Origin of the sequence: Brevibacillus sp. WF146 (assembly GCF_001673705.2) — a bacterium.
Lineage (GTDB): Bacteria > Bacillota > Bacilli > Brevibacillales > Brevibacillaceae > Brevibacillus > Brevibacillus thermoruber.
Genome location: NZ_CP109943.1, coordinates 1,916,531 through 1,942,406 on the forward strand (window position 1 = coordinate 1,916,531; position 25,876 = coordinate 1,942,406).

Consider the following 25,876-nt stretch of genomic DNA (forward strand, 5'->3'; position numbering starts at 1 on the left):
ATGGCATTTGAAAACTTGACCAGTCGGCTGCAGAACGCGTTTGACAAACTGCGCGGCAGAGGCAAGATCGACGAAACCGTCGTCAACGAAGCGATGCGCGAAGTTCGTCTGGCCCTGCTGGAAGCCGACGTCAACTTTAAAGTCGTCAAAGACTTTATCACGCGCGTCAAGGAGCGCGCCGTCGGGCAAGAGGTGCTGAAAAGCCTGACGCCCGGCCAGATGGTCATCAAGATTGTCAACGAAGAGCTGATCGAACTGATGGGCGGACACGTCGCCCAGTTGGCCGTTGCCAACCGGCCGCCGACCGTCGTGATGATGACGGGGCTGCAGGGTGCCGGTAAGACGACCACGACCGGAAAACTGGCCAAGTATCTGCAAAAGCAGAACCGCAAACCGCTCCTGGTGGCGGCGGACATCTACCGTCCGGCGGCGATCAAGCAGCTGCAGGTGCTGGGCGAACAGTTGAACGTTCCGGTTTTCTCCCTCGGCGACCAGGTCAGTCCGGTGGAGATCGCCAGACAAGCGATTGAGCACGCCAAAGAGAACCATCTCGACTACGTGCTGATCGATACCGCCGGCCGGCTCCACATCGACGAAGCGCTGATGGAAGAGCTGAAGCAGGTTCGTGACGTGGCCAAACCGGATGAGATTCTGCTCGTCGTCGACGCGATGACCGGTCAGGACGCCGTCAACGTGGCGGAAAGCTTCAACAGCCAGCTCGAGCTGACAGGCGTGGTACTCACCAAGCTGGACGGCGACACGCGCGGCGGTGCCGCGTTGTCCGTCAAGGCCGTCACCGGCAAGCCGATCAAGTTTGCGGCGATGGGCGAAAAGCTGGACGCGCTGGAGCCGTTCCATCCGGACCGGATGGCGTCGCGCATTCTCGGGATGGGCGACGTGCTCAGCCTGATCGAAAAGGCGCAGGCGGCGGTTGACGAAGAAAAGGCGCGGGAAATGGAGAAGCAGATGCGTCAAGGGGAGTTCACCTTTGACATGTTTCTCGAATCCATGCAGCAGCTGCGCAACCTGGGCCCGTTTGAAGACATTCTCGGCATGCTGCCGGGCATGAACAAGATGAAGGGCCAGCTCAAGGTGGACGAAAAGCAGATTGCCCGCGTCGAAGCGATCGTCAAGTCGATGACGAAAGCGGAGAGGGCCAACCCCGAGCTGCTGAACGCCAGCCGGCGCAAGCGGATCGCGGCCGGAAGCGGCACGTCGATCCAGGAAGTGAACCGGTTCATCAAGCAGTTTGAAGAAATGAAGAAGATGATGAAACAGTTCACCGGCGTGGCCGACAAGATGAAAAAGAAGGCGAAGAAAAAAGGCTTTGGCCTTCCCTTTCTGGGCAAGGGCGGCGGCAATCCGGGAGGCATGAACTTCCCGTTCAACTTCAAGCCCCCGTTCAAGTGATCTCGTATGATCTCTTCGCGCCCTGCTCTAAGCAGGTGACGCGATGGTTCAGATAAAAGAGATGCCAACGCGACGAGTTGACCGTTGCGTTGATCCATACAGGAGGTGAAACAGCATGGCAGTAAAAATCCGTCTGAAGCGCATGGGTTCCAAGAAAGCGCCGTTCTACCGCGTAGTAGTGGCTGACTCCCGTTCTCCGCGCGACGGCCGTTTCATCGAGGAAATCGGTTACTACAACCCGGTTGCACAACCGGCTGTGGTGAAGATCGATACCGAAAAAGCGGTGAAATGGATCCTGAACGGTGCAGCTCCGACTGACACGGTTCGCAACCTGCTGTCCAAAGCAGGCGTTCTGGCGAAAGTACACGAAACGAAATTCGGCAAGTAAGCCGGTCATCCGGAGGTCCGATGATGAAAGCACTGGTCGAAACGATCGCAAAGGCTCTCGTCGATCATCCTGATGACGTTCGTGTAAACGCTGTGGAAAAAGAGCGCACACTCGTCTACGAACTGTCGGTGCACCCCGATGACATGGGGAAGATCATCGGCAGACAGGGACGAATTGCCAAGGCGCTGCGCTCCGTCGTGATCGCCGCCTCCGTCCATACGGATAAGCGGGTCACGGTTGAGATTGTCTGAGAAAAAGGCTGGGAGCTGTCCCAGTCTTTTTTGATGCAGGCAGCCTTCGAGAGGAGTGACGGACGTGCTTACCATTTTGCGTACGGTTCAGGTGAAGGTGATCATGACGGAAGCCTCCCGCGCCGCATTGGTGGAACAGTACCGCCAACAGATCCGGCGGCGGCAGGAAGAGTGGGAGCAGTGGCAGTTTCAGGCCAAAAAACTGCTCGCGGACGCCCGCAAGCGGACGCCCGAGGCGCTGCAGTTGGTGCAGGAGCGGATCGCCCGGGAGGAACGGCAGCGCAAGGAAAAGCTGGAGCAGCTCCAGTTTCAACTGCGGCAGGCGGAAAACCTGCCGGAGGGCAGCGAGATTGAATATGCGACCGTGCAGAGTCCCGTCCAGATTCGCGTCGGAGATGTGTGGGATGAAATCATGTCCGGAACGGAAATCATGGTAAAGGACGGACGGATTCACGAGATTCGGCAAGCGCCCCGCGAATAGTCGATGCGCCCGTACATCATCCCCACGAAAGGAGGAGAAGGCGCGTGAGCCAAACGCGTTACTACACCGTGGGAAAACTGGTCAACACCCACGGGCTGCGGGGGGAGGTCAAGGTGATTTCGACCACCGACTTCCCCGACGAGCGCTTCCGCAAAGGGAGCGAACTGTTTCTGTTTCATCCGTCGCTGGCGGAGCCGCTGAAGCTGAAGGTGGCCTCCCGCCGTTCCCACAAGGGGTTTGAACTCATCAGCTTCCGGGGCTACCCGTCGATCAACGACGTGGAAAAGTTCAAGGGCGGCGAGCTGAAGATTCCCGAAGAAGCGCTGATGGAGCTGGAGGAGGACGAGTATTACATCCACCAGTTGGTCGGCTGCCAGGTATTCACCGACGAGGGGGAAGAACTGGGCAGGATCGTCGACGTGCTGCAGCCTGGCGCAAACGATGTGTGGGTGGTAAAAGGAAAGCGCGGCGAAATTCTGCTGCCGTTTATCGACGACTGCATCAAGGAAGTGGACATCGCCGGCAAGCGGGTCGTCTGCCACCTGATGGAAGGCCTGCTGTGAAGGGGGACGGATCGTGAAAATCGATATTTTGACGCTCTTCCCCGAGATGTTTGACGGCGTCCTCAACAGCAGCATCCTGGGGAAAGCGCAGGAGAAGGGCATCGTCCGGTTTCAGGTGATCAACTTTCGCGATTACTCCGAAAGCAAGCACGGCACCGTTGACGATACGCCCTACGGCGGGGGAGGCGGCATGGTGCTGAAGCCGGAGCCGATCTTTCGCGCCGTGGAAGCCGTGGCCGGCGACGCGAAGCCGCGGGTCATCCTGATGTGCCCCCAGGGCCGGCCGTACAACCAAAAGATGGCGGAGGAGCTGGCCGGGGAGGAGCACCTTGTTTTCATCTGCGGCCACTATGAAGGATACGATGAACGCATCCGTCAATACCTGGTCACGGACGAAATCTCGATCGGCGACTACGTGCTGACCGGCGGCGAGCTTGCGGCGATGGTGGTGATCGACAGCATCGTCCGGCTGCAGCCGGGGGCGCTGGGCAATCAGTCGTCGGCGGAGAAGGATTCGTTTACCACCGGATTGCTGGAGTATCCGCACTACACCCGTCCGGCGGAGTTTCGCGGGTGGAAGGTGCCGGACATCCTGCTCTCCGGCCACCACGCCAATATCGAGCGCTGGCGGCTGAAGGAATCGCTGCGCAGGACCAGGGAGCGCAGACCTGATCTGCTGGAAAAGATCGAGCTGCCCGATGAGTGGAAAGCACTTCTGGCCGAGCTGGGAGAAGAGGAAAAAAATTCGGGCTCCGGACCGGAATAGCTCTTGTGGATTCATGTCCGGTGTGTTAATATACTTCTTGTGGCAATTTTGCCCGCTGACTAAGGCGGTCCGCTACCCGGATCTCAGCGCGAAGCTGAGTCTTGTGAGGACGGGTAAGAACGTCTGAGCGGAAGGAGGGAATTGAGGATGAACCAAGTGATCCGTGAATTGGAAAAAGAGCAAATGAAACAGGACATTCCTGCGTTCCGGCCTGGTGACACGGTTCGTGTTCACGTAAAGGTTATCGAGGGTCAGCGCGAGCGTATTCAGCTGTTTGAAGGCGTTGTGATCCGTCGTCGCGGCACGGGTGTAAGCGAAACGTTCACCGTTCGTAAGGTTTCTTACGGCGTAGGCGTTGAGCGTACGTTCCCGCTGCACACGCCGAAGATCGACAAGATCGAGGTTGTGCGCCGCGGTAAAGTTCGTCGCGCGAAGCTGTACTACCTGCGCGATCGCGTGGGGAAAGCAGCCCGCATCAAGGAAATTCGCAAATAATCGCATGTTTTGCATACAAAGGGGGTCTGGTCTGCTTGCCAGGCCTCTTTTTCCCATTATTCCATCCAAACACGGACGCGTTCCCTGAACCGGGCGTCCACCAAGGCACAATGCGGGAGGATCGGACCCATGAGCGAAGAAGTTACCTCCAGCCGCGCCAAAAACGAGACGTGGGAATGGATCAAGGCGCTCGGCATAGCCATCGCGTTAGCATTTCTCATCCGTACCTTCCTGTTCGCCCCGTTCATCGTCGAAGGCGAATCCATGGAATCGACGTTACATAACAACGAAAAACTGGTGGTCAACAAGGCGGTCTACCACCTGACGCAGCCGAAGCGCGGCGACATCATCGTGTTTCACGCCGAAGAAAGCCGCGATTACATCAAGCGGGTCATCGCGGTCGCGGGAGACACGGTGGAGGTGCGCAACGACCAACTCCTGGTCAACGGGAAGCCGGTGGACGAGCCGTACCTGGCCAAAAACCGGGAAGAGGCGGCGAAACTGGGCGTTCCGCTGACCAACGACTTTGGACCGATCCAAGTGGGAGAAGGCGAGATTTTCGTGCTTGGGGACAACCGCCTGAACAGCCACGACAGCCGGGCGATCGGCCCGATCAGCCTGGACAGGGTCGTGGGACGGGCGGAATTCGTCTTCTGGCCGCTCTCCCAGATCCGCCTGGCCCGCTGACGACCTCCCTTTATCACACACCCGAGGCAGGTGAGACATCATGACGATTCAGTGGTTCCCTGGCCACATGGCAAAGGCCCGCAGACAAGTTACGGAGAAACTGAAGCAGATTGACGTGGTGATCGAACTGCTGGACGCCCGTCTCCCGCTTTCCAGCCGCAACCCGATGATTGACGAGATCATCAGCGGAAAGCCCCGGCTGATCCTGCTCAACAAGGCCGATCTGGCCGACAGCCAGGTGACGGACGAGTGGATCAGCTACTTTCGCGAACAGGGCATCCGCACCCTGCCGATTGACGCGCTGAGCGGGAAAGGTGTGGGCAAACTGCCGGAGATGTGCCGGGAACTGGCGGGCGAGATGCTGGCCAAGCGGGCCGAGAAGGGCATGCAGGCACGCGCCGTGCGGATCATGATCCTCGGCATTCCCAACGTCGGCAAGTCGTCCCTGATCAACCGGCTGGCGAAGCGTTCCGTGGCGCAGACGGGAGACCGTCCCGCGGTGACGAAAGCCCAGCAGTGGGTGAAAATGGGCGACACGCTCGAGTTGTTGGATACCCCCGGCATCCTCTGGCCCAAGTTTGAAGATCAAATGGTGGGACTGCGGCTGGCGGCGAGCGGGGCGATCAAGGACGAGCTGATCGATTTTACCGACGTGGCCCTGTTCGCCATCAGCTACATGATGCATTACTACCCGGAGCGGCTGCAGGAGCGGTTCAAACTGCAAACGCTCCCGAGCGACCGGGTGGAGATGCTGGAGGAGATCGGGAAAAAGCGGGGATGCCTGGCATCCCGCGGAGAGATCGACTACGACAAGGCGGCCGAGCTGTTCCTGCGCGACCTGCGCTCGGGCAAGCTGGGGCCTGTCTCCCTGGAGCGCCCCGCCGATTGGGAGATGGAGGAGCCGATCGGAAAGCCGCCCTCTCTGTCCTGAAGGAGATCGGGAAAACCTGTCTATCCACGCCGGATAGGCGGGTTTTTCCGTTCAGGCGGACACATTTTGGATACATAAGGAGAAAGCCGTCAATGAATCTCGCGGAACTGTCGATAAAGGAAATACGGGAGCTCATCGAAAAAATGGACGAGATCCCCAAAGATTTTTTACAATGGTTGCGGCAGGACAGCCGAAAAGGCGTACAGGAATTGGCGCGCCAGCTCGAGGGCGCAATGGCCCGGCAGGCCAGGCTGGCGGAACAGTGGGAAGCGATGACGCAGGTGGAGCGCGCCCTGCGGGAGGAAGGCCACGTGCATCTCTTCGGGATCGACGAAGTCGGCCGCGGCCCGCTGGCAGGCCCGGTCGTCGCCTGTGCCGTCTGCCTGCCGGCCGATTTTTACCTGCCGGGGCTGAACGATTCGAAGAAATTACCCGCATCGGTACGGGAAGGATTTTATGAAGTCATCAGACGGGACGCGCTGGCAGTCGGCATCGGAATCGTGTCCGCCGAGCGGATCGACGAGATCAACATCCTGGAGGCGACGCGCGAAGCGATGCGGTTGGCGATCCAGGATGCGGCGATCGAACCGGACGTATGCCTGATCGATGCCGTACAGCTTCCCGATCTGCCCTGCAAACAACTGCCGATCATCGGCGGGGACGGCAAGAGCGTCTCCATCGCCGCCGCCTCGGTCGTCGCCAAGGTGACGCGCGACCGGCTGATGGCGGAATACGCCGTACAGTATCCCCAATACGGCTTTGACAAAAATGCCGGCTACGGGACGGCGGAACACCTGGCCGCCCTTCAGCGGTACGGCCCGTCGCCGATTCACCGGCGGACGTTTACAGGGGTGAAGGAGCGGGCCTGAGAAGCGTTCCCGTCCGGGTTACAAAGGAGGAGGTTTCCCATGTTTTCCCCCTCGCAATTGGTACAGTCGCTCGTTCAACGCGCCAACGTCTCCGCGCCCAAGCCGGTCGAGCTCACGCCGGGCCAGGTCTTTACCGGCACCGTGCTGAGAACGTACCCCGACAGCATGGCGTTGGTCCAGATCGGCGGCATGCAGGTCCAGGCCAGGCTGGAGGCCAATCTGGAAGCGGGACAGAAAGCGTGGCTGCAGGTGCAGCCGTCTGTCGGAGTGGTTACGTTGAAAGTGCTGGACACGACGCGGGACGGAGGAGCGGCGGACGCGTCGCTGGAAGGGCTGATCCGCTCCCTGGGCCTCAACGACACGAAGGAGAACAGGGCGATCGTGCAGGAGCTGGTGCAGGCCAGGCTGCCGGTTACCCGCGAGACGGTGCAGGCGTTTGCCGCCGTCGCGCAGCGCCTGGGCATGAGCAAGGAGACCGTCGACGCTTTTCTTCTGGCGGCAAAACGAAACCTGCCGCTGACGCCTGACGTCGTGGCCGGGCTGCGTACCTTTTTGTCGAAACAGCCGATCAGTCAGGCGATTCAGGCATTTTTGCAGCAGGCGGAGCAGTTTTTACAGACGCACGGGGAGCGTGCGGGAGGACAGGCGGGCAAGCATGGATCGGCCGCAGCGTCCTTCGCTCCGTCCCCTTCGGCACCCGCTGCCGCTCCGCTCCTCACCCTGGTCGGCCAGTTAAAACAGGCGGTGGCCGGTTTGGCGGTGCTGCTGCCCGATCACCAGGGAACGGACGACGGGATGGCCCATGGCGGAAACGCACAGCCTTCCGCAGGGACGGCAAATGCGACCGGGACAAACGGAAAGGCGCAAGCACCGCTTCCGTCCTCCGCAGCGGCGGGTGCCCTTCGGCCGGAAACGTCTCCCCATGCGATGACTGCGGCCACCGGCGGCAGCGGGTCAAACGGAATGGACGCTCCGCGGCAGGGGATGACGGCTGCTTCAGACGGTACCATTGCCGGGGCCCCCCCTTTGGGCAGCGGGACAGCGAAGACAGGGGAGGCGCTGGCGCCGAACGACCGTCAGCAAGGCGTTCCGCTTGCAGGCAGCAGCGGTCTGCCCGCTGGAGGAACCGCTGCTGATTCAGTGCCAACCCGTAACGGGGGGCAGACGGCTCAGGCAGCCACGTCCGGTCCGCACGGTACGGGAACGCCGAACACCGCAGCGGCGACGGTCAACGGCGCAACGAGTGTGGCAAATCCGGCCTCGACCAATCAGGCAGCCGGAAGCAGCCACTTGTCTGTTCCGTCTCCGGCAGCCGGCGGTACGACCGGGACAAATGCAGCCGCTCATGCACAGGCGGCTTCGGCGCATGGCCATCCGATTCAGGAGCTGTTTCAGCGCCTGGGGCTTGGGCACGAGCGGGATCTGATGAGCCGTGCGCTGGCCCACGGGATGGATGCCGCTGCCCAGCGGCAGTTGGACAGCGTGAAAGCGCTGCTGCTGCAGCTTTCCCACGAGACGGCCAACGCCGTTCCCGCCGCGCTTCGCGACACGGCGGACGCGCTGCTTCAACACATCACCGGACAGCAGTTGATGCTGGTGCAGCCCTCCAGTCAGACGCTGTCGCAGGTGGTCATGCAGATTCCCATTCGCACGCAGCAGGGGGATGAGACGGCGTATGTGCAGATTGAAGCCAAGAAGCGCGGGGGAGGAGAGCTGGACCCGGACAACTGCCGCCTGTTTTTCCATCTCGAACTGAACGAGCTCGGCACGACGATGGTCGACGTGGCCATCGTCAACCGGATCGTCAGCGTCCAGCTCTTCAACAACACGCCGTGGGTGGAGGCGCTGGCCCAGGAAATGAAAGAGGGATTTGCCCGCCAGCTCCATGAAGCGGGATACCAATTGTCCGGACTCCGGGTGCAGGGAATGCCGGACAGCCAGCCCCAGGCGGCGGCTGCCGCCACGGGAAGCAGAACCGGGTTCCTGGCCGATTACAAGGGAGTGGACATTCGCATATGAACAACGCCTCCGATGCGAATGTGAAGCGCAAGCAGGCGGTCGCCCTCCGCTACCAGGCCAAAACGATGGAAGCGCCCGTCGTCGTGGCCAAAGGAAAAGGATATGTGGCGGAAAACATCCTGAAAACCGCAAAGGAAAACGGCATCCCTGTTCAGGAGGACCCGTCGCTGGTGGAGGTGTTGGGCAAATTGGACCTCAACCAGCAGATCCCGCCCGAGCTGTACCAGGTGGTGGCGGAAGTGCTTGCGTTTGTCTACCGCCTCGACAAGGGAGGGCGAAACAAGCGATGAGCCGCGGACGGCGCGCGCTGGGGCAGCGCGGCGAACAGATGGCCGAACTGTTTTTGCAGCAAAAAGGGTACCGCGTCCTGGAACGGAATGTGCGCACGCGGCAGGGAGAAATCGACCTGATCGCCCGGGACGGTGATGTTCTCGTATTCGTGGAGGTGCGAACGCGGACGGGCACGGCGTACGGCACGGCAGCCGAGTCGGTTACGTGGCGAAAGCAGCGAAAATTGCGGGAACTGGCCCTCGCGTACCTGCAGAATCGCGCTCAACCGGTGCCCCGTTTTCGCTTTGACGTTGTGGCGATCTGCTGCCGCCCGGACCAATCGCCGGAGATCGAACACATCGTCCACGCCTTTTAACGCAAAAACGGGCGCCAATTCGGCCGCCCACTGGGGATATGTCTACAGCAGATGCCTGTTGGGCGGCGTAGAATGTAGTGTACTCGACGCGATGAAACTCCTCCAAGCACCATCACTTGGCCTTCCGGCTTATGCTGGAAGGCGTTTTTTTGTGCAAGGCACGGTGTTTCCGCTGATTTTCTTGCGGCAGGCTGCTGTCTTTTCGTACGGTTGAGGTAAGGAACGGGAGATGTAGTCGGGGGGAAGCCATATGTATGCACGCAGTTTTGCCGGTACCGTCTACGGTATCGACGGGATGCTGGTTGCGGTGGAAACGGACATCGCCAACGGATTGCCCCAGTTCGATCTGGTCGGGCTGGGCGGCTCAGCCGTGAAGGAAGCGCGCGACCGGGTGAGAGCGGCGCTGCGCAATGGCGGGTTTGACTATCCGATGCAGCGGATTACGGTCAATCTGGCTCCGGCCGACCTGCGCAAGGAGGGATCAGGGTTTGACCTGGCCATCGCGATCGGCATTTTGCAGGCTTCCAAACAAATACCGCCGCGCCCGGAAGCCGTGCTGGTGCTCGGCGAACTGGCGCTGGACGGGGCGCTGCGCCCGGTTTCCGGCGTGCTGCCCATCTTGCTGGAAGCCAGGAAGCAGGGGTTTACCCATGTGATCCTGCCGGAGGAAAACGCCGCGGAAGCGCGCCTGGTGGACATCTGCGTGCTTCCGGCCCCCAATTTGGCTGCCGCCATCGGGTACTGGACACGGGGATTGGAGCCGCCTGCTGCCGAATCTCGCCGCGACCCTCAAAAAAGGTCCGTGCAGGTGCAGGTGAATCATTCGGACTTCGCCCATGTCTGCGGGCAGACGTTTGTAAAACGAGGGTTGGAAGTGGCGGCCGCCGGATTTCATAACGTGCTGCTGGTCGGCCCTCCCGGCTCCGGCAAGACCATGCTCGCCACCTGTCTGCCCTCCATCATGCCGGACATGACCACGGACGAGTCGTACGACGTGACCAAAATATACAGCATCGCCGGCCAGTTGACGCGGAACAGCGGTCTGATCCGCGAGCGGCCGTTCCGCTCGCCGCACCATACGATCACGGCTGCCGCCCTGATCGGGGGAGGCGGACAGATTCCGCGCCCTGGAGAGTGCAGTCTGGCTCACGGCGGCATTTTGTTCCTGGACGAGCTGCCGGAGTTCTCCCGCCACGTGCTGGAGGTGCTCAGACAGCCGTTGGAAGCGGGCCTGGTGACGATCGGGCGGTCGAGACAGGTGTTTACGTTTCCCGCCCGCTTCCTGCTGGTGGGATCAATGAATCCGTGTCCCTGCGGCTTTTACGGCTCCCGCGACCAGCGCGAATGCACCTGCACGCCGCAGCAGATCCAAAAGTATCGGTCGAAATTGTCCGGCCCGCTGCTTGACCGGATCGACCTGCATCTGGAAGTTCCCCGGGTGCCGGTAACGCTGCTGCAGGAGCGGCCGCAGGCGGAATCGTCCGAAGAGATCCGCTGCAGAGTAGAAGCGGCGAGGGCCATTCAATGCGAGCGTTACCGGCACCGCCCCGGCGCTCCTTTCAACAGCGCGATGAACGGAGAGGAGCTGCGCCGGTATGCCGGCCTGGACAGAGAGGGGCAGAAGCTGCTGCAGCTCGCGTTTGAAACGCTCGGCCTGAGCGCCCGCGCCTACAACCGGATCGTCAAGGTGGCCCGCACCATCGCCGACCTGGCGGGAGCGGAGCAGATCGAGGCCGCCCATGTGGCGGAAGCGATCCGGTATCGGGCGCTGGATCGCGGGGTGGTGGGATGAGGATGGTTATCGATTTTGGCGATAGGGGATGCAGAAGCGGGGCATGATCATGACAGCTACTTACGGGGGAACAAGCATGCCGACCATGAGAAAGAGTAGGTGGAGGAGCGGCCGTTCCACGCGAATACTGGATGTACAGGATAAGGAGTAGCCGGATTGAGATTGAATGGAAATGGAAAAAAGGTTCTGAATCCGGTGGCGGCCGCTGACATTATTGGTCTGAAAGGAAAATGCCAACCGACAACAAGGATAACTGTTACGATCAGGGACATATAACAAGTTGCTCATCCTATGAAATGGAGTGAAGTGATTGAGGAGAAATGAAAGGTAAGCAAATTCGACATGAAGAAAGCCGATTTTTCCTACGCCAAGGAATCATCGGCTTTTATTTTATCGGTTTGGGATAACCTGCAAGTAAACGCTGAACCGTAACGGTTTACATGGTTCTCTTCCCGAAAGAGACATGGTTGAGGAGTTTCATTAACTTTTTGCCAGTTCTCGAATGATTCGACTAATCCGGTAGATTCCCTGCTTCAAATCTTCTAATGGAGCATAGCCATAAGAGAGGCGAAGATAACGGTTGGACTCTTGGCCATAAATATTCCCCGGGTTAAGCAGAATGCCTTCAGATAAAGCCTTTACGTAAAGCTCCCTCATCGATAGTTTTGGTAGTATTTTTAACCAAATAAAAAACCCGCCCTGCGGTACATTCCATGTCGCTATATCATGTAAATACGTTTCTAAAGCATCCAAAACGATTGTCCGCCGTGTTCTAAGCTGTTCCCGTACAAACACAAGGTGCTGCTCATATAACCCGCTTGTTAACCATTCAGCAGCGACTCTTTGAGATAACGAACTAGAACCATAGTCGATTTGCATTTTAATATCGGATAATCGATCAATGACAGGTTCAGGACCAACAATCCAACCGATCCTTAAACCTGGGCTTAACGTTTTGGACAAACTGCCCAGATACAATACGTGTCCATGTTTATCCATCGCCTTTAAAGGGGGAGGAGGTGGTTCATCGATCCATAACTCCCGGTAAACGTCATCTTCAATCATAGGAAGTTGTTCCATGTTACATACTTGAATGAGCTCTTGACGTCGTTTTTCTGACAGTAAAATCCCCGTTGGATTATGAAAACAAGGGATGGAGTATAAAATCACTCTGCCTCGCTGTTTTTTTGATACGGAAACGGCGTTGGGCAATAGGCCATGTTCATCTATCGGGAGACCGGTAAGCTTCATCCCTGCTGATTGAAACACCTGCAGAGAATAAAGATAGGAAGGGTTTTCAAGTAAAACGGTTGATCCTCTGTGCAGCAGCCCAACTGAAATCAAATGTAAAGCCTGTAACGACCCAGAAATTTTTTCAGCTATTTTAGCCGTTTGGTTTCTTCGTGAACGATTTGGATTATCAAGGTGGATTGGATCTATTACAAGCTTTTTTAGTCGTTTGGAACTGAGGGAGATGTTGAGTATACCAGTGGAATTTTGTTCATTCTATTAGCGTCATTTTCAGAAAGTTTATATTTCGTTTTTCAAACCCGTTATGTAAAAAAAATATGGCTTTCTTGCATGTACTACCTATACGATTTGGGCGGGTACGTTTTTCATGTTCTTCTTTCTCCCAGGATTATCAAGTGAAATGACGAAACTTTCTATAGCATCAACACTTAGCATCTTGTACTTAGGTCTCTTCCCTACGGTTATTCCTTATCTTGCATTAGCCTATGTAACATCACGTGTAGGGGCTTCGGAGGCAACAAGTTCCCTTTACGTAACGCCAGCTCTTGCATTTGTACTTGCATGGATGTGGCTTGGAGAGAAACCACCCCTTCTCTCTGTGATAGGAGGGGTAATCACTCTATCTGGAGTTATGTTCATTCATTTGAATGTAGACAAATTTTCACAAATGTGCGCTACTTTTGTGACATATAGGATGGGGCTATTAGCTACTTTTTTCAACAAAAATATGATTTGTCACAGTTTGAAACAGGATTAATCGTATCAGTAATCAATATCAGGCCGATTTTTTTATGCTTATTTTTGGGAGTCTGATGGATAAGTATGGAGAAAAATGGGTTGTATGTTTAGACTCGAGCCGAGCAAGGGTCTAAATGGCAGCCCCTTATTACACATATTGGAATAGGGGTACTATCCGCTGTATCCTTTCTCTTTCGTGATTGTTTCGTCCTTATGATCCATTTTGATGACGTTGCATCTTAAAAAAGGTAATTTCCTCCGAGATTTATTTAATGTGTATTGAGAAAAACAGGATCCTAGGTGAAAAAACGGTCGAGCGAATCAAAAGAGAAGCGGACGGGATTCAGAAGCTTGAGAAAGTAAGCGGAAAATAGAAGAAGTCTACCACGGCTGAACAAAGTTCGCTTCGCTTAGTAAGGTGTCATTAATGTACTGTATTGGTTGTCGTTTAGAGAATGCTCTGCAAACAGTGCACCCAAGATTATCCACTAGCTTAGGAAGAAACGAAGTCGAACCATTTTCATGTTGGGGTGTGGCTCAAGGAAACAAGGATGTTTTGTTTCATGATTTATCGTTCTTTTTCATAAATTAAACAATATGACGGGGATTAGGGGGAGGAAAATGTTAAATAAACTCTTGTCTGCTTCATTAACATCATTTTTTTTATGCATACTACTTGCTTTTATGGAATACACGCCTATTAACGAGCGTGATGAACTAACATATTATTTCACATTCTTTAGTTTAGTAATTATTTATTTAATATATGCATTTCCAATTACAATTGTTGTAGGGATTCCACTTTCCTTATTAATTGAATCAATTGATAAAAAAATATTAATACACTCCAAGGTTAAGAGGTATTTAGTAAATGTTAGCTTGTTTACTTTGGCTGGTATAACAGTGGCATTGTTTTTCTCTTTGATTAATGGCGGGAATTTTCTGAATAGGTTGTTCGATTTATATAGTTACATTATATTTATATTCCCATCACTTCTTTTCTATCACATTTCCATTTTAATTAGATTAATAATTAAAGGTTCTGGACAAAATCATTAAACCCTTGTTTTGCCATTCGAGAGCCCGCTCTAAGTGGAAGAATCTGTTCTAGCACGATGAACCCCTACATTACCACTTGGGAAACTGGACGGGTTTCTTTTTATACTATAGGAAATCTGTTCCTGATGTCGAAGTAACATGGATACGTGAGTACATTGACCTCCCTGTAAATCTGTGTCATCTTGGGATTACGGTTCAAAGGGAAAACCGATCGGGTGAGCATCCCTACTTGTACCCGCTTCATGGGGATACCAAACCTAGTATGTATGCCAACAGGGAAAAAGGCATCTGGTACTTTTTTTCTGCTCCATTTCTGGCGATGCTGCGGAATGGTCCGACTCATGTATGGGATGCGCTTTGGAGACGCGGTACGTAAGGTGCTAAAGGACGTCCGACTGTGAAGATCAGCGATAAAATCCCCAATAGAATCGGTTGAAAATTCCCCATTTTCATCGCAGACTCTCTCCTTGGAGGAGAGAGAAATTATGGTAAAGAATGGGGAGTTTTACATGATTCACGAGATGAGGAAACGTGGCATGAGTATTACTCGGATCGCGCAGGAAATAGGGAGGGATCGAAAAACCATTCGTAAGTGGCTAAACAAGAAGGAACCTGAATCCTATCAGCGAAAGGTCACTCGTCTCGGCAAGCTGGATCCGTTCAAGGATTACGTTCGCCGCCGAATGGAGGAAGGTTGCCTGAATGCGAGAGTTATCCTGGAAGAAATCAAGGCAAAAGGGTATACCGGTGGGATTACCACTCTGCGAGTCTTCATGAAACCGTTCCGGCCCACCGTCATCAGCAAAACCACCGTCCGATTTGAAACAGATCCCGGATACCAAGCCCAAGTCGATTGGGGACGGTTTACGGTGGACTGGCACGGCAAACCAAAACGGCTCTATGCGTTTGTCATGGTCCTCAGCTATTCTCGCATGATGTATCTGGAGTTCACTGAAGATGAGAAGTTGGATACGCTCATCAGTTGTCACCATCGGGCTTTTGAGTATTTTGGAGGGGGTACGGAGGTGATGCTGTACGACAACATGAAGACCGTTGTGAAAGACAGAGATGAACAGGGCCATCCCGTCTGGAATGAGCGTTTTTCCCGATTTGCCAGCCACCACGGCTTCCTTCTTACGAGCTGCCGGCCCTATCGCGCTCGCACTAAAGGAAAGGTCGAAAACGGAATTGGCTATGTTCGCAAGAACTTTTGGCCGCGCGTTCGGGCATTTACCGGATTGGACGATCTGAATCGCCAAGCACGCGAGTGGTTGAATCAAGTAGCTAACGTGAGGATTCATGGAACCACGCACGTCAGGCCGGTTGACCGCTGGCATGAGGAAAAGCTGAAACCCATGAACCCAACGCCGTTTGCGGTCGTCGACCGTCATGCTCGGAAGGTATCAGCCGACTGCCTGGTATCGTTTGAGGCCAACCGTTACTCCGTTCCCTTCCGTTTTATGGGGCAAATCGTGCATGTCCAGGACGACAAGAACGGACGCATCCGGATTTACAGTGGAGACACACTCATCGCTGAATATCCCAAGGCCGTCCAAAAAGGGCAGCTGGTCATCAACAAAAAGCACTTCGAAGGACTGCGCCCAACCGGTCAACATCGAGTTCCTGCCCCAATGCCCAAACTTGTTGACCGACCAGCCCCTGAAGTGCTGGAACGAAACTTATCCGTGTATGAACAATTCCTCGACGAGGCGGTGAGGCTCCAATGATTGGGCTGCAAGAACGTCTTGAGGATGCCTTCCACCAATTCGGATGGACTCGCATTCCCGAGGTGCTTCACCACCACGCCGAAGAAGCTTCCAAACACAATATATCGTATCTGGAATTTCTGGACAAGCTGCTGCAGGAGGAGTTGGCGGCAAAATGGGATCGGTATATCCGGACCCGGACACGTCTAGCCAACTTGCCCTTTCACAAGACCCTGGATCAATTCGACTTTCGTTTCCAACCATCCATCGATGAACGGCGAATCCGGGATCTGGCGACCCTTCGGTTTATCGAGCACCAGGAGAATCTCATTTTCCTCGGCCCGCCCGGTGTGGGGAAAACACATTTGGCCGTTGCACTGGCTTTGGAGGCGATTAAGCAGCGGTATACGGTGTATTTTACAACCGCCCATGATCTCGTGCAAACGCTTCAGCAGGCCGATCAGAACCATACGATCAAACAAAAAATTCGCATGTACACCAAGCCGCGTCTGTTGATCATCGATGAGATCGGCTATCGCAAGATGGACGAACCGGCAGCCCATTTCTTCTTCCAAATCATCTCCGAACGATACGAGACCGGCTCTATCATCCTGACTTCCAACAAGTCGTATGGTTCATGGGGAGAAATCTTTGGAGACTCTATACTGGCCACAGCCATCCTGGATCGTTTGCTGCATCATTCCACCACAATCAATATCAAGGGGGAAAGTTACCGCATCAAAGAAAAGAAAAAGGCGGGTTTCTTCCGACCAGAAGGGCATGAAGAACACCCAAAGGAGTAGTCCTTGTTTCCGCCCCCTAAGGGGCGTATAAAATAACTCTTACTGGGGAATTTTCGATTGATTTTTTTGAGGAGCTTTCTTTTGATCTTGACAGACAGCTATTGCTCAAAGGTGACACCCGGTCCTCTTAGCAAAACCAGGGAGGTTTATCGAGCTTGGCTTGATTGGGGGAAATCCAGGAGAACCCATAGTCAAACAATGCACAAGCGGGAGACGACCTTCGTTTCAAATAGACTCCTCAAAATGCAACGACGGGAACAGGCCCATAAGTATGCTTCTGATCTTTGTCTCTCCCATGATGCCCAGAGCTATCTAAGAGAAAGGGGCTTGGATGCCAATACCATCCGAACGTATGGCATTGGATGGGATCAGCAGACCAACAGTATCGTATTCCCCAACCGAGACGCAGTAACAGGAGATGTGCTTGGGTTTACGTACCGGTCCATTGTCCCCACTTCAAAAAAACGATACCGTAATACTCCTGACGACAGTCTCTTTCAAAAAGGGGCTGTTTTATTTGGTCTTTATGAAGTGATGGAAGAGGTGTCAACGCCGACTTTATTTTGACCCACCATCGCCGGTTTAGAATTGACCCACCCGGCGATTTTTTGTTGGTTAGGTGGTAGAGGGGGAGCCGTAGGCTCCAGTCCTCATCTTCTCACGAAGTCGGTAACTATTCCCCCTAATATTGACGATGTGGGAATGGTGTAAGAGCCGATCCAGGATAGCCGTAGCAAGTATCGGATCGCCCATCTTCCCCCCATTCACCGAAACTCTTGTTGCTGGTCAACAGAATACTCCCTCTCTCGTATCTTGCACTTACTACCTGGAAAAAGAGGTTAGCTGCCAAACTGTCAAACGGTAAGTAACCAATTTCGTCAATAATCAGGAGCTTTGGTCGAATATAGATGCGTAGGCGTTTATCCAGCCTGTTTTCCGTGTAAGCTTTTCGCAGATCTTCGATGAGTTGCGAGAGACTGACAAAGTAAACGGATATCCCTTGCGAGATGGCTTCTACAGCCAACGCCACCGCCAGATGACTTTTTCCTACTCCGGGAGGCCCTAAGAACAAGACATTCTCGTGTCGGGTTACAAAAGTCATCGTGGCCAGCTCTCGAATCAACCGTTCGTCAATGCTGGGTTGGAAAGCAAAATCGAACTCCTCCAGCGTTTTTCGGTAAGGCAAGTGTGCGAGTTTGGTGCGTACCTCCATATTCCGTTTTTGACGTTCCGCTATCTCTGCATCTAGAAGTATGTTGAGAAAGGACAGATAGGTGGGCTGTCCATGACTTGCCGCTTCCAAATGGGCATCCAAGAGTAGAGCCGCTTGCTGAAGCCCAAGTTCCTCGAGACGTAGCCGTGCCTGTTCCAGTTCAATCATGCTCCCACCCCCGTCAGCTGCTCATAGACATCCAGCGAACGCACTTCCACTTGCTGCGATGAAATCTGTCGGGCTTGCGGACGTGGATAGGCATATCCTTAAGCAGTCGTAAGACCTGCATACTGGTTTTCACAAAAAACAGTTGCACGGGATCGATAGACCTTTTGGTGTCGAGCAATACATGTGCCGTCGGCCCAGATTTCCACCCACCCATTCACTTCTCGCACGGTACCCTCACGTCCACTGTACCTCCATGGAACCCCATATCGTACACCATCGTAGCTAACAAATCCGTCTCGGCTGACCTGTCTTGGTTCATGCAAGTATTTTTCCCATCGTTCAGCTGAAGGGATAGGCGACAGATTTTCCTCACGGAGTCGGTCGATGGGACGTTCGCCGGTTGTTCCATGAATACGGCGGTTAATCCGCTCGCACCAGTGTAGGGCTTGTTGATTGAGATCCTGTAAATCAACGAAGCGTTTGCCAGGAAGAAAGTTGTTTTTTACGTATTGAACGCCTCGTTCCACTTTTCCCTTTGTTTCGGGGCGTCGAACTTTGCATACTTTTGGAACAAGCCCAATCGCTGCAGCAAAGTCGGCAAAAAGCGGATGCCAGCGAGGTTTTCGATCATCTCCCATGCCCAGTACGACGGTTTTCATCTGGTCGGTCAGCATTACCTTTGGGATGCCCCCAAAATATTCAAAAGCATGAATCAAGCAACGAAGAAAGCTGTGAATGTCACAACGCTTAGTGAACTCTATATAGGTGGAACGAGAGTACCCCAATACCATGACAAATACCGGCACTTTTCGGACTGTACCGTCCAAATCTACGTAATCACACAGTCCCCAGTCGACCTGTGCATATTCACCAGGTTTCGTCTCGTAACGAAGAACAGCGGGAACTTGTTTGGGAGGACGGAAGTCCTTCACATAGTCTTTCAAGATGGTACGTCCCCCGGTATACCCCTTTTCTCGTAGAAGATCGAATAAAACCTCGCAGTTATAGATACCTTCTTGAAGACGTTCCTGCAGGAACGGTTTATACGGATCAAGCTTGGAACCACGAGATTTACGGGTTCCCTTTTCGGGGGAGAATTCACCCCGGAGATATCGGCGAACTGTATTTCGAGAATGCCCCGTTAGACGGGCAATTTCACGAATACTCTTGCCTTCTGCCCTCATGGTATGTAACGATATCACTATCCCACTCCTTAGCATGTGTCTCCCTCCGAAGATTAACTTGGCCGTTAATTACGAAGGGGATATATTCGCTAAGGGTGGGTCATTTTCTTTCCGGCGTGAACTGCTCCCCAAATGGTAGACAGAGGAAATTGACCCATTTGGTCGAATTTCGACTTAAAGGGGAGTGAGCGATAATGACTTATGAAAATCATACGATTGAATGTAAGCTGGAAGTTGTAAAATCTATATTGGAAGAAGGTTTGTCCTATCGAGAGGCAGCCAAACGGTTTGGCTTTAAAACTCACTCTAACGTGAAAAATTGGGTACATGCATACAAAATCCATGGAGTAGAAGGATTGAAAGACCGGAGAGGACAGGGGCTTAAAAAGGCTTTGTCAAAAATCCCTTCTAATCTCACTTTGGAACAGGAAAACAAGTGGCTACGAGCTCAAAATGCATTTTTAAAAAAGTTATTGAAAACCGAAAGGAGAGATGCTCCAGACACGGAAAATACGCCGTTATTCAAGCACTAAGCAGCCAATTCCCCGTATCTTTGCTGTGCGCTGCCGCAGGAATTGCCAGGAGCAGCTATTATAAATGGCTTAAAACTGGGATAAAGCAAAAAGATGCTGCTGTTTGTGAAATCATATCCTTTGAGCATCGAAGACTGGGCGGCATTTATGGTTATCGTCGTATGAAGGCTATACTGCTCACAAAATACGGTTTGCATCTCAATCGTAAGCGTGTGTATCGGCTGATGAAGCAAATGAACATGCAGGCGATCATACGGCGTAGACGTTATCCACGGATTCAATACAAAAGACATACCCTGGCGCCCAATCTTCTGGATCGGCATTTTCAAGCAGCTCATCCCAATCAAAAGTGGGTTACTGACATCACGTATTTGCAAGCTGGAAAAAAACGATATTTTCTTTCCGTCATCTTGGACCTTTTCAACAATGAAGTGGTCTCATACCGCTTAAGTGACAGTCTTGACGTCCAGTTTGTGCTAGAGACGGTACAAGAGGCCGTCCAAAACCGTTCGACGCATCAACTGCTGATTCACAGTGATCAAGGAATGCATTACACAACAAAAGCATATTACCGCTTGCTGCGAAAGCATGGGATTATTCAGAGTATGTCTCGAAAAGGGAATTGTCTGGATAATGCCTGCATCGAATCCTTTTTCGGCCACTTGAAAGCAGAACTGCGCCCGCATTTGTTTGATGAAGCCGTCGATGTGGGAACAGCAATCAAGAAGTATATTGAATTTTATAACCACGAAAGGCCACAAATGCGATTGAACGGCATGTCGCCAAGCGAATTCCGAAACCTTTTCCTCCAAAGTGCCTGATGGGTCAAAATCAATCAGTCCACAAAATGGGGGTCAGATCAGCGAACCTGGGTCAATTATATCCCGGCGGTGACAATTCCTCTCGGTTAGAGAAGTAAATTAGCCAATCCGAGTCAATATAGACTCCTAAGTTGTTGCCTGCGGTTCTCACCATTCCGCATACTCTCCCATATTGTGATACTTTTTGCTGCTTACCCTTTTTTGTTAATCTCCATCAGTAAAGCTTCGATGAGGCGAATAATCGATTCTCGGGTAGGAAACATGCGAATGACACGTTCTCGTAGGCGAATTTCTTCGTTGAGTCGCTCCATGCCATTCGGACTCATTCGTGGCAACTGTGTCAGACTCATTTTGTGCGGATTATCCTAGATGCCACGCCCAACAACTGCAGAAGGAATTGTATACCCGCGTTCGTGCGATATTGGATGCTCCTGATCTTGAGACGGCACAATTGTTGTAGCAACAAACAGTGGAAAGGTAAGAGGACAAAGCTGCAAAGGCGATTTCCGTTTGGAGAATGGTATATATGATGCCACAGCCGTTCTTCTACTCCCTGAAAAGTACTGCAAACGACTTCGAAATTCGAGGTATAGCTCGCAAAAATTATTTCCATATCCCGAAACCTCCCTTCGTTTATAATAAATGCTATGGAAGCACCGAAGCCAAGGGGGAAAAGCATGGGTTTTTTCGGCAGAAAAGAACCAGAGGTAAAACAAAAAGTGCTCTGTTGGGTGCATGACAATGAACGGACCTACCATCAGGAAATAGATGTCATGTCTTCAATTTTGTCCGATCTGATTCAGCGGGCCACAAGGGAAAACAAGGAGATCGTGTTTTTATGTGTTGGCTCGGATCGCTCAATTGGCGACGCATTGGGGCCGTTGGTCGGGACGATGCTGAAAGAAAACGGGATTGCGTACCAGGTGTACGGTACGCTGGAGGAGCCGGTTCATGCCTTTAACCTGGAACATACATTGAAGACGATCCAGCGGCAGTTCCGGCAGCCGTTCATCATCAGCATCGATGCCGGGCTGGGGGAAAGGGAGCAGGTTGGAGCTGTTTTGTTGAAAGAGGGACCGCTGCTTCCGGGGCGGGCCCTGCAAAAAGTGCTTCCGGCAGTGGGCGATTATCACCTGACCGGGGTTGTCAATTATCTCGATCCGCTGCCAGCAGCGCAGTTTTTAAATGATACCCGTCTATTTACAGTGATGAAGCTGGCCAGAACGATTGTTCAAGCAATTACAAACGTTACAAACAACCAGGGCTGCGCGAGGTAAGCAGCAACCCTGGTTTATGGATGGCGCCATGAAGATGGCGGGATAAAGGATCGGCAGTTATCTCCATCTTACCCGATTTGTTAGATAATCGCTCCAGTCAGTACAGCCAACACGATGATAACGAGGGAACAGAGGAGTGCCCATTTGATCGCGTATCGCTGAAATTCGCCCAGATCGGTTTTGACCATGCCGACCAACAGTAGAGTGGAAGCGACGAGAGGGCTGAGAAAATGGACTGGCTGCCCGAGCACAGAGGCCCGCGCTACTTCGACAGGATCGATACCATATGCGGAAGCGGCTTCAGCCAAAATCGGCAGGACACCGAAATAGTAGGCGTCGTTGGATAAGACGAAAGTAAATGGCATGCTCGTCAGTGCGACAACGAGCGGGAAGAAGTTACCCAATGATTCCGGAATGATGGCAACGAGTGAATTGGCGATGGCGTCTACCATCTTCGTTCCTTCAAAAATGCCTGTGAAAATACCGGCGGCAAACACAAGTGTAACGACGGTGAGAGCGTTTCCGGCATGGGACAGCACGCGCTCCTTCTGCTCATCCAGATTGGGGTAATTGATCATCGATGCCAGCACAAACCCGATTAAGAACAAAACAGGTACCGGAAGAAGGCTGGACACGAGAATTACCATAACCGAAAGCACCAACAGCAAATTGACCCATACCAGCTTGGGGCGCTTGATATCTTCCTGCAACGCGTAGGTAGCGGCAGCTTCGGAAAGGAAAGATTCATTCCGCCCGTCGAGTTCGATATCAATGACACCGATACGTTCACGCTCTTTTTTGCCAAGTAGATACGCGATGCTGATCACACAGATAATTCCGCCAAACATGGTTGGCAGGAGCGGGATGAAAAATTCTCCGGCGTCCAGTCCCAGTGCGGTGATCGCTCTCGTAGCGGGACCGCCCCAGGGTGTCATTCCGCTCATAATGCTCAACGAAAGCAGGGAAATCGTAGCCAGCACTAGCGGTCTCATCCCCAAACGCTTGTAAAGCGGAAACATCGCAGAGATCGTAATCATATGAGTGGTTGTGCCATCTCCATCCAGTGCAACGGTGAGGGCCAATACCGCTGTACCGATGGCGATCTTGACCGGATCTCCTTTTGCAATCTTCAATATTTTCCGAATCAATGGGTCAAACAATCCCGCATCGATGAGGACACCAAAGAACAAAATGGCAAACAGGAGCAGCGCTGCAGACGGTGCAACCGTTTTTAATCCTGCCAGCATCATGTCTCCAAGCTGCGAACCGAAGCCGCCGATCACCGCAAAGAGAATCGGGACTACTGTGAGAGCGGTGACAGGAGACAACCGTTTGGCCATAATAAGATACGTAAAGACGACCACCATGGATATACCGAGTAACGTAAGAATATGAACCCCTCCTCCAACAAGCAATCGCTTACAAATCTGCTTGTTGAAATTTGTGTGCTGTTACCATCTAGGGTAGTGCAAACGAAAAAATAAAGGAAATACATATTTTTTTGCAGTTTTCGAAAAAAAAACTTATAACTAAAACGCAAACTTTTGTCCTGCGTTTACAGCCGGTTAAATGCTCGTCTCTTTGTTTAGGAAGTCGACAAAATGTTTGACGGTGGACAAGCGAAGGACATCCGGGTTGTACATCAGCCATGTATCTCTAAGTACAGGCTCCCCATTTTTATAAGACAGGCCATACGTGTGCAAATTGTCTGAAGGCTGCAGACAGATTTCCGGCAGTATGGAGACGCCAAGTCCGTGTTTTACCATTTCTTTGCACGTTTCCTGGCGGTCGTTTTCCATGGTTACCATCGGCGGATCGGAGAAGCGGTCATGCCACCAGCCGTTGATCAGATTTTTTAGCGAGCTGTCGGTTTTGTAGTTGATAAACGGAAGCTGCGGCAAATTGTCCAAGTCGACCTCATCCTTCGAAATGAGAAAAAGACGTTCTCTGTGCAAAAGCGTTTTGATCCCGTACCATTCATAATTGCCCCGCAAGATCCCCACCTGAACGCTGGATGAGTTCAACAGATGCATGATTTCTGTGCTCCATCCCGTGTTTACGCTGAACTGGACGTGAGGAAACTGATCGGAAAACTTTTTTAAAATTTTCGGCAGCTTGTACTGAGCGAAGTTGCTGGAAACCCCGAGACGCAAAGTGCCTCTTACTTCTTTCTGCATGTTTAGTATGTAATCTTTTGTCTTCTGTAGCTTTTTGATCATTTCCTCGGCATAATCCGCCAGGTAAATTCCTTCCGATGTAAATTCAATCCCGTTTTTGATTTTGAAAAACAGGCGTGTGCCAAATTCCTTCTCCAGGTTTTTCAGACGGTATGTCAGGGCTGGCTGCGAGATGTACAAACGCTCGGCAGCGCGGCTTATATTTTTCTCTTCATACAACACGCGAATGGCGATCCAGTCTTTTTCGTCCATTCTTCCAACACCTCAGCTCCTGATAATAAATTTTTTTTGTCAGAATCCAAATAAAATATGTATTTCACTTATGATTCCGTTTATTTTACGATACGTTTACCGAATTCGCAATCAGAAAGGGTAGGAGGGAATGCCGATGAAAGTGCCAGTCGTGATCATGAGAGGCGGTACAAGCAAGGCTGTTTTTTTGAACTATGAGCATATGCCGAAAAACAAGTTGCTGTGGGAGGAATTCCTACTCGACATCATGGGCAGCCCGGATCATCGCCAGATAGACGGTCTGGGCGGAGCCAATTCGCTGACAAGCAAGGCGGCGATCATCAAAAAGGCGGAATCACCTGAATTTGATGTGGAATACACATTTGCACAAGTAAGCATCGATCATCAAATGGTTGATTTCAAGGGAAACTGCGGGAATATATCATCCGCGGTCGGTCCGTATGCGATCGAGCAGGGGATGGTTCCGATCAAAGAGCCGGTCACGACTGTACGAATATTCAACACCAATACGAAAAAGCTGATCATCGCCGAAGTAGAGGTCGAAAACGGCCGTGTAAAAGTGGATGGAAGTTGCTCGATTCCGGGCGTTCCCGGTACAGGCTCTCCGATTTACCTCTCGTTTACGCAGGCTGAGGGAGCGGTTACGGGAAAGCTCTTTCCGACGGGAAACCCGGTGGATATGATCAAAACAAAAAATCGTCTCATTCCGGTCTCCATCGTTGATGTTGCTAACCCACTTGTATTCGTTCGGGCGGCCGACATCGGACTGAAAGGGACGGAACTCCCCGACGAGTATACACCTGAAAAACTGAAAGAGCTGGAAGAGATTCGCTCGATCGCAGCTGAAATGTGCAGGTTTGCCGACCGGAAAGAGGCGACTGCAAAATCTCCGGCAGTGCCGAAAATGACCATCGTCGCATCGCCGGCGGATTACACGGACGTTACCGGGAGCGAAAGAAAAGCTGCTGACATGGACATTGTAATTCGCATGATGTCCATGCAAAAACCGCATCAGGCGTTGGCGATCACCGGAGCGATCTGCACAACTGCGGCCGCTTTTCTGCCGGACACGATTCTATCCGAACTGGTCGAGATCAAGCAGGAAGTGTTTCGACTGGCTCACCCGGCAGGAATTATGGAGACGAAAGTGGATTTCGTAGCAGGTCACATCAGCGCCATCAAAGTCGTGCGTACAGCGAGAACGATATTGGAAGGCTACGTATATACGAAAAGGAATTATTTACAGTCCTATCATTTCGCGTAAATCGGGTTAGAAAATCTGTTACTATTTGGCGGAGGATTCGTAACTGGGCCCAGAAAGAAGAATCATGCGAATCACCCTTTGCGCACATGCAACTCGATAGGGGGACGATGTGAAGGGCTATGATCCGTTTTT

The 25,876-nt window shown here is 52.8% G+C and carries 23 protein-coding genes and 5 pseudogenes; 22 read left to right on the plus strand and 6 right to left on the minus strand.

Annotation, left to right across the window (positions count from 1 at the left end):
• The 14 genes from ffh (at position 1) to A6764_RS09580 (ending at position 11,298) form a co-directional block, all read left to right on the plus strand.
• Positions 1-1,410, plus strand: coding sequence for a signal recognition particle protein (gene ffh / locus A6764_RS09515; RefSeq protein WP_065066703.1), 1,410 nt, complete (start codon positions 1-3; stop codon positions 1,408-1,410).
• Positions 1,411-1,525: 115 nt separating this feature from the next.
• Entirely contained in the window at positions 1,526-1,798 is a 273-nt protein-coding gene (gene rpsP / locus A6764_RS09520) for a 30S ribosomal protein S16 (RefSeq protein ID WP_029100183.1), read from the plus strand.
• Between the two features lie 23 nt (positions 1,799-1,821).
• Positions 1,822-2,049 carry a KH domain-containing protein gene (locus A6764_RS09525; RefSeq protein ID WP_029100184.1) on the plus strand — a complete coding sequence of 76 codons (228 nt, stop codon included), beginning with the start codon at positions 1,822-1,824 and terminating at the stop codon, positions 2,047-2,049.
• 64 nt (positions 2,050-2,113) lie between these two features.
• On the plus strand, positions 2,114-2,530 hold the full coding sequence (locus A6764_RS09530) for a YlqD family protein (RefSeq protein WP_065066702.1): 417 nt from the start codon (positions 2,114-2,116) through the stop codon (positions 2,528-2,530).
• Between the two features lie 44 nt (positions 2,531-2,574).
• Positions 2,575-3,093, plus strand: a complete 519-nt coding sequence (rimM, locus tag A6764_RS09535) for a ribosome maturation factor RimM (protein ID WP_065066701.1) — start codon at positions 2,575-2,577, stop codon at positions 3,091-3,093.
• A 13-nt stretch (positions 3,094-3,106) separates the two neighbouring features.
• Entirely contained in the window at positions 3,107-3,859 is a 753-nt protein-coding gene (gene trmD, locus A6764_RS09540) for a tRNA (guanosine(37)-N1)-methyltransferase TrmD (RefSeq protein WP_065066700.1), read from the plus strand.
• A gap of 147 nt (positions 3,860-4,006) precedes the next feature.
• Positions 4,007-4,354 carry a 50S ribosomal protein L19 gene (gene rplS / locus A6764_RS09545; RefSeq protein ID WP_029100188.1) on the plus strand — a complete coding sequence of 116 codons (348 nt, stop codon included), beginning with the start codon at positions 4,007-4,009 and terminating at the stop codon, positions 4,352-4,354.
• A gap of 129 nt (positions 4,355-4,483) precedes the next feature.
• Positions 4,484-5,041: a signal peptidase I gene (gene lepB / locus A6764_RS09550; protein ID WP_065066699.1), complete on the plus strand. Its 558-nt coding sequence runs from the start codon at positions 4,484-4,486 to the stop codon at positions 5,039-5,041.
• Between the two features lie 40 nt (positions 5,042-5,081).
• The gene (ylqF, locus tag A6764_RS09555) at positions 5,082-5,972 is read left to right on the plus strand and encodes a ribosome biogenesis GTPase YlqF (protein WP_029100190.1); all 891 of its coding nucleotides are present in this window, start codon (positions 5,082-5,084) and stop codon (positions 5,970-5,972) included.
• A gap of 92 nt (positions 5,973-6,064) precedes the next feature.
• Complete coding sequence (locus A6764_RS09560) at positions 6,065-6,841, plus strand: ribonuclease HII (RefSeq protein ID WP_029100191.1); 777 nt, start codon at positions 6,065-6,067, stop codon at positions 6,839-6,841.
• Between the two features lie 39 nt (positions 6,842-6,880).
• A complete protein-coding gene (locus A6764_RS09565; protein WP_065066698.1) occupies positions 6,881-8,860 on the plus strand; it encodes a hypothetical protein in 1,980 nt (659 codons plus the stop codon).
• Entirely contained in the window at positions 8,857-9,150 is a 294-nt protein-coding gene (locus A6764_RS09570) for an EscU/YscU/HrcU family type III secretion system export apparatus switch protein (protein WP_029100193.1), read from the plus strand. Before A6764_RS09565 ends, A6764_RS09570 begins: the two co-directional genes overlap by 4 nt.
• A complete protein-coding gene (locus A6764_RS09575; RefSeq protein ID WP_065066697.1) occupies positions 9,147-9,506 on the plus strand; it encodes a YraN family protein in 360 nt (119 codons plus the stop codon). Before A6764_RS09570 ends, A6764_RS09575 begins: the two co-directional genes overlap by 4 nt.
• A 250-nt stretch (positions 9,507-9,756) precedes the next feature.
• Entirely contained in the window at positions 9,757-11,298 is a 1,542-nt protein-coding gene (locus A6764_RS09580) for a YifB family Mg chelatase-like AAA ATPase (RefSeq protein ID WP_264622491.1), read from the plus strand.
• A gap of 480 nt (positions 11,299-11,778) precedes the next feature.
• Here A6764_RS09580 and A6764_RS09585 read toward each other — a convergent pair.
• A pseudogene (locus A6764_RS09585) lies at positions 11,779-12,669 on the minus strand (PLP-dependent aminotransferase family protein); the annotation flags it as partial.
• A 205-nt stretch (positions 12,670-12,874) separates the two neighbouring features.
• Here A6764_RS09585 and A6764_RS09590 point away from each other — a divergent pair.
• From A6764_RS09590 to A6764_RS09605, 4 genes and pseudogenes are all read left to right on the plus strand, one after another.
• Positions 12,875-13,306, plus strand: a pseudogene (locus A6764_RS09590) (EamA family transporter); the annotation flags it as partial.
• Between the two features lie 1,549 nt (positions 13,307-14,855).
• The gene (gene istA / locus A6764_RS09595) at positions 14,856-16,073 is read left to right on the plus strand and encodes an IS21 family transposase (RefSeq protein WP_255309823.1); all 1,218 of its coding nucleotides are present in this window, start codon (positions 14,856-14,858) and stop codon (positions 16,071-16,073) included.
• Positions 16,070-16,855, plus strand: a complete 786-nt coding sequence (gene istB / locus A6764_RS09600) for an IS21-like element helper ATPase IstB (RefSeq protein ID WP_029099487.1) — start codon at positions 16,070-16,072, stop codon at positions 16,853-16,855. The genes istA (A6764_RS09595) and istB (A6764_RS09600) overlap by 4 nt, the downstream gene beginning before the upstream one ends.
• A 327-nt stretch (positions 16,856-17,182) precedes the next feature.
• The gene (locus A6764_RS09605; RefSeq protein WP_264622492.1) at positions 17,183-17,422 is read left to right on the plus strand and encodes a hypothetical protein; all 240 of its coding nucleotides are present in this window, start codon (positions 17,183-17,185) and stop codon (positions 17,420-17,422) included.
• A 48-nt stretch (positions 17,423-17,470) separates the two neighbouring features.
• On the opposite strand, the pseudogene istB (A6764_RS09610) reads toward A6764_RS09605, so the two are convergent.
• Positions 17,471-18,236 (minus strand): annotated as a pseudogene (gene istB / locus A6764_RS09610) (IS21-like element helper ATPase IstB).
• Positions 18,233-19,456: pseudogene (gene istA, locus A6764_RS09615) on the minus strand (IS21 family transposase). The pseudogenes istB (A6764_RS09610) and istA (A6764_RS09615) overlap by 4 nt, the downstream one beginning before the upstream one ends.
• 158 nt (positions 19,457-19,614) lie before the next feature.
• Here istA (A6764_RS09615) and A6764_RS09620 point away from each other — a divergent pair.
• Positions 19,615-19,953, plus strand: a complete 339-nt coding sequence (locus tag A6764_RS09620; protein WP_065068431.1) for a helix-turn-helix domain-containing protein — start codon at positions 19,615-19,617, stop codon at positions 19,951-19,953.
• On the plus strand, positions 19,857-20,774 hold the full coding sequence (locus A6764_RS09625) for an IS3 family transposase (RefSeq protein ID WP_141669828.1): 918 nt from the start codon (positions 19,857-19,859) through the stop codon (positions 20,772-20,774). Before A6764_RS09620 ends, A6764_RS09625 begins: the two co-directional genes overlap by 97 nt.
• Positions 20,775-20,921: 147 nt before the next feature.
• On the opposite strand, the pseudogene A6764_RS22385 reads toward A6764_RS09625, so the two are convergent.
• A pseudogene (locus A6764_RS22385) lies at positions 20,922-21,091 on the minus strand (transposase); the annotation flags it as partial.
• Between the two features lie 360 nt (positions 21,092-21,451).
• Between A6764_RS22385 and yyaC the strand changes: the two are divergent.
• Positions 21,452-22,051, plus strand: coding sequence for a spore protease YyaC (gene yyaC / locus A6764_RS09630; RefSeq protein WP_082059524.1), 600 nt, complete (start codon positions 21,452-21,454; stop codon positions 22,049-22,051).
• Between the two features lie 80 nt (positions 22,052-22,131).
• On the opposite strand, the gene A6764_RS09635 is transcribed toward yyaC, so the two are convergent.
• Both A6764_RS09635 and A6764_RS09640 read right to left on the minus strand, forming a co-directional pair.
• On the minus strand, positions 22,132-23,442 hold the full coding sequence (locus A6764_RS09635) for a CitMHS family transporter (protein WP_035298233.1): 1,311 nt from the start codon (positions 23,440-23,442) through the stop codon (positions 22,132-22,134).
• A gap of 174 nt (positions 23,443-23,616) precedes the next feature.
• The gene (locus A6764_RS09640) at positions 23,617-24,480 is read right to left on the minus strand and encodes a LysR family transcriptional regulator (protein WP_044897896.1); all 864 of its coding nucleotides are present in this window, start codon (positions 24,478-24,480) and stop codon (positions 23,617-23,619) included.
• A gap of 136 nt (positions 24,481-24,616) precedes the next feature.
• Here A6764_RS09640 and A6764_RS09645 point away from each other — a divergent pair, with 136 nt between their 5' ends.
• A complete protein-coding gene (locus tag A6764_RS09645) occupies positions 24,617-25,744 on the plus strand; it encodes a 2-methylaconitate cis-trans isomerase PrpF family protein (RefSeq protein ID WP_044897897.1) in 1,128 nt (375 codons plus the stop codon).
• The last annotated feature ends 132 nt before the right edge of the window (positions 25,745-25,876 follow it).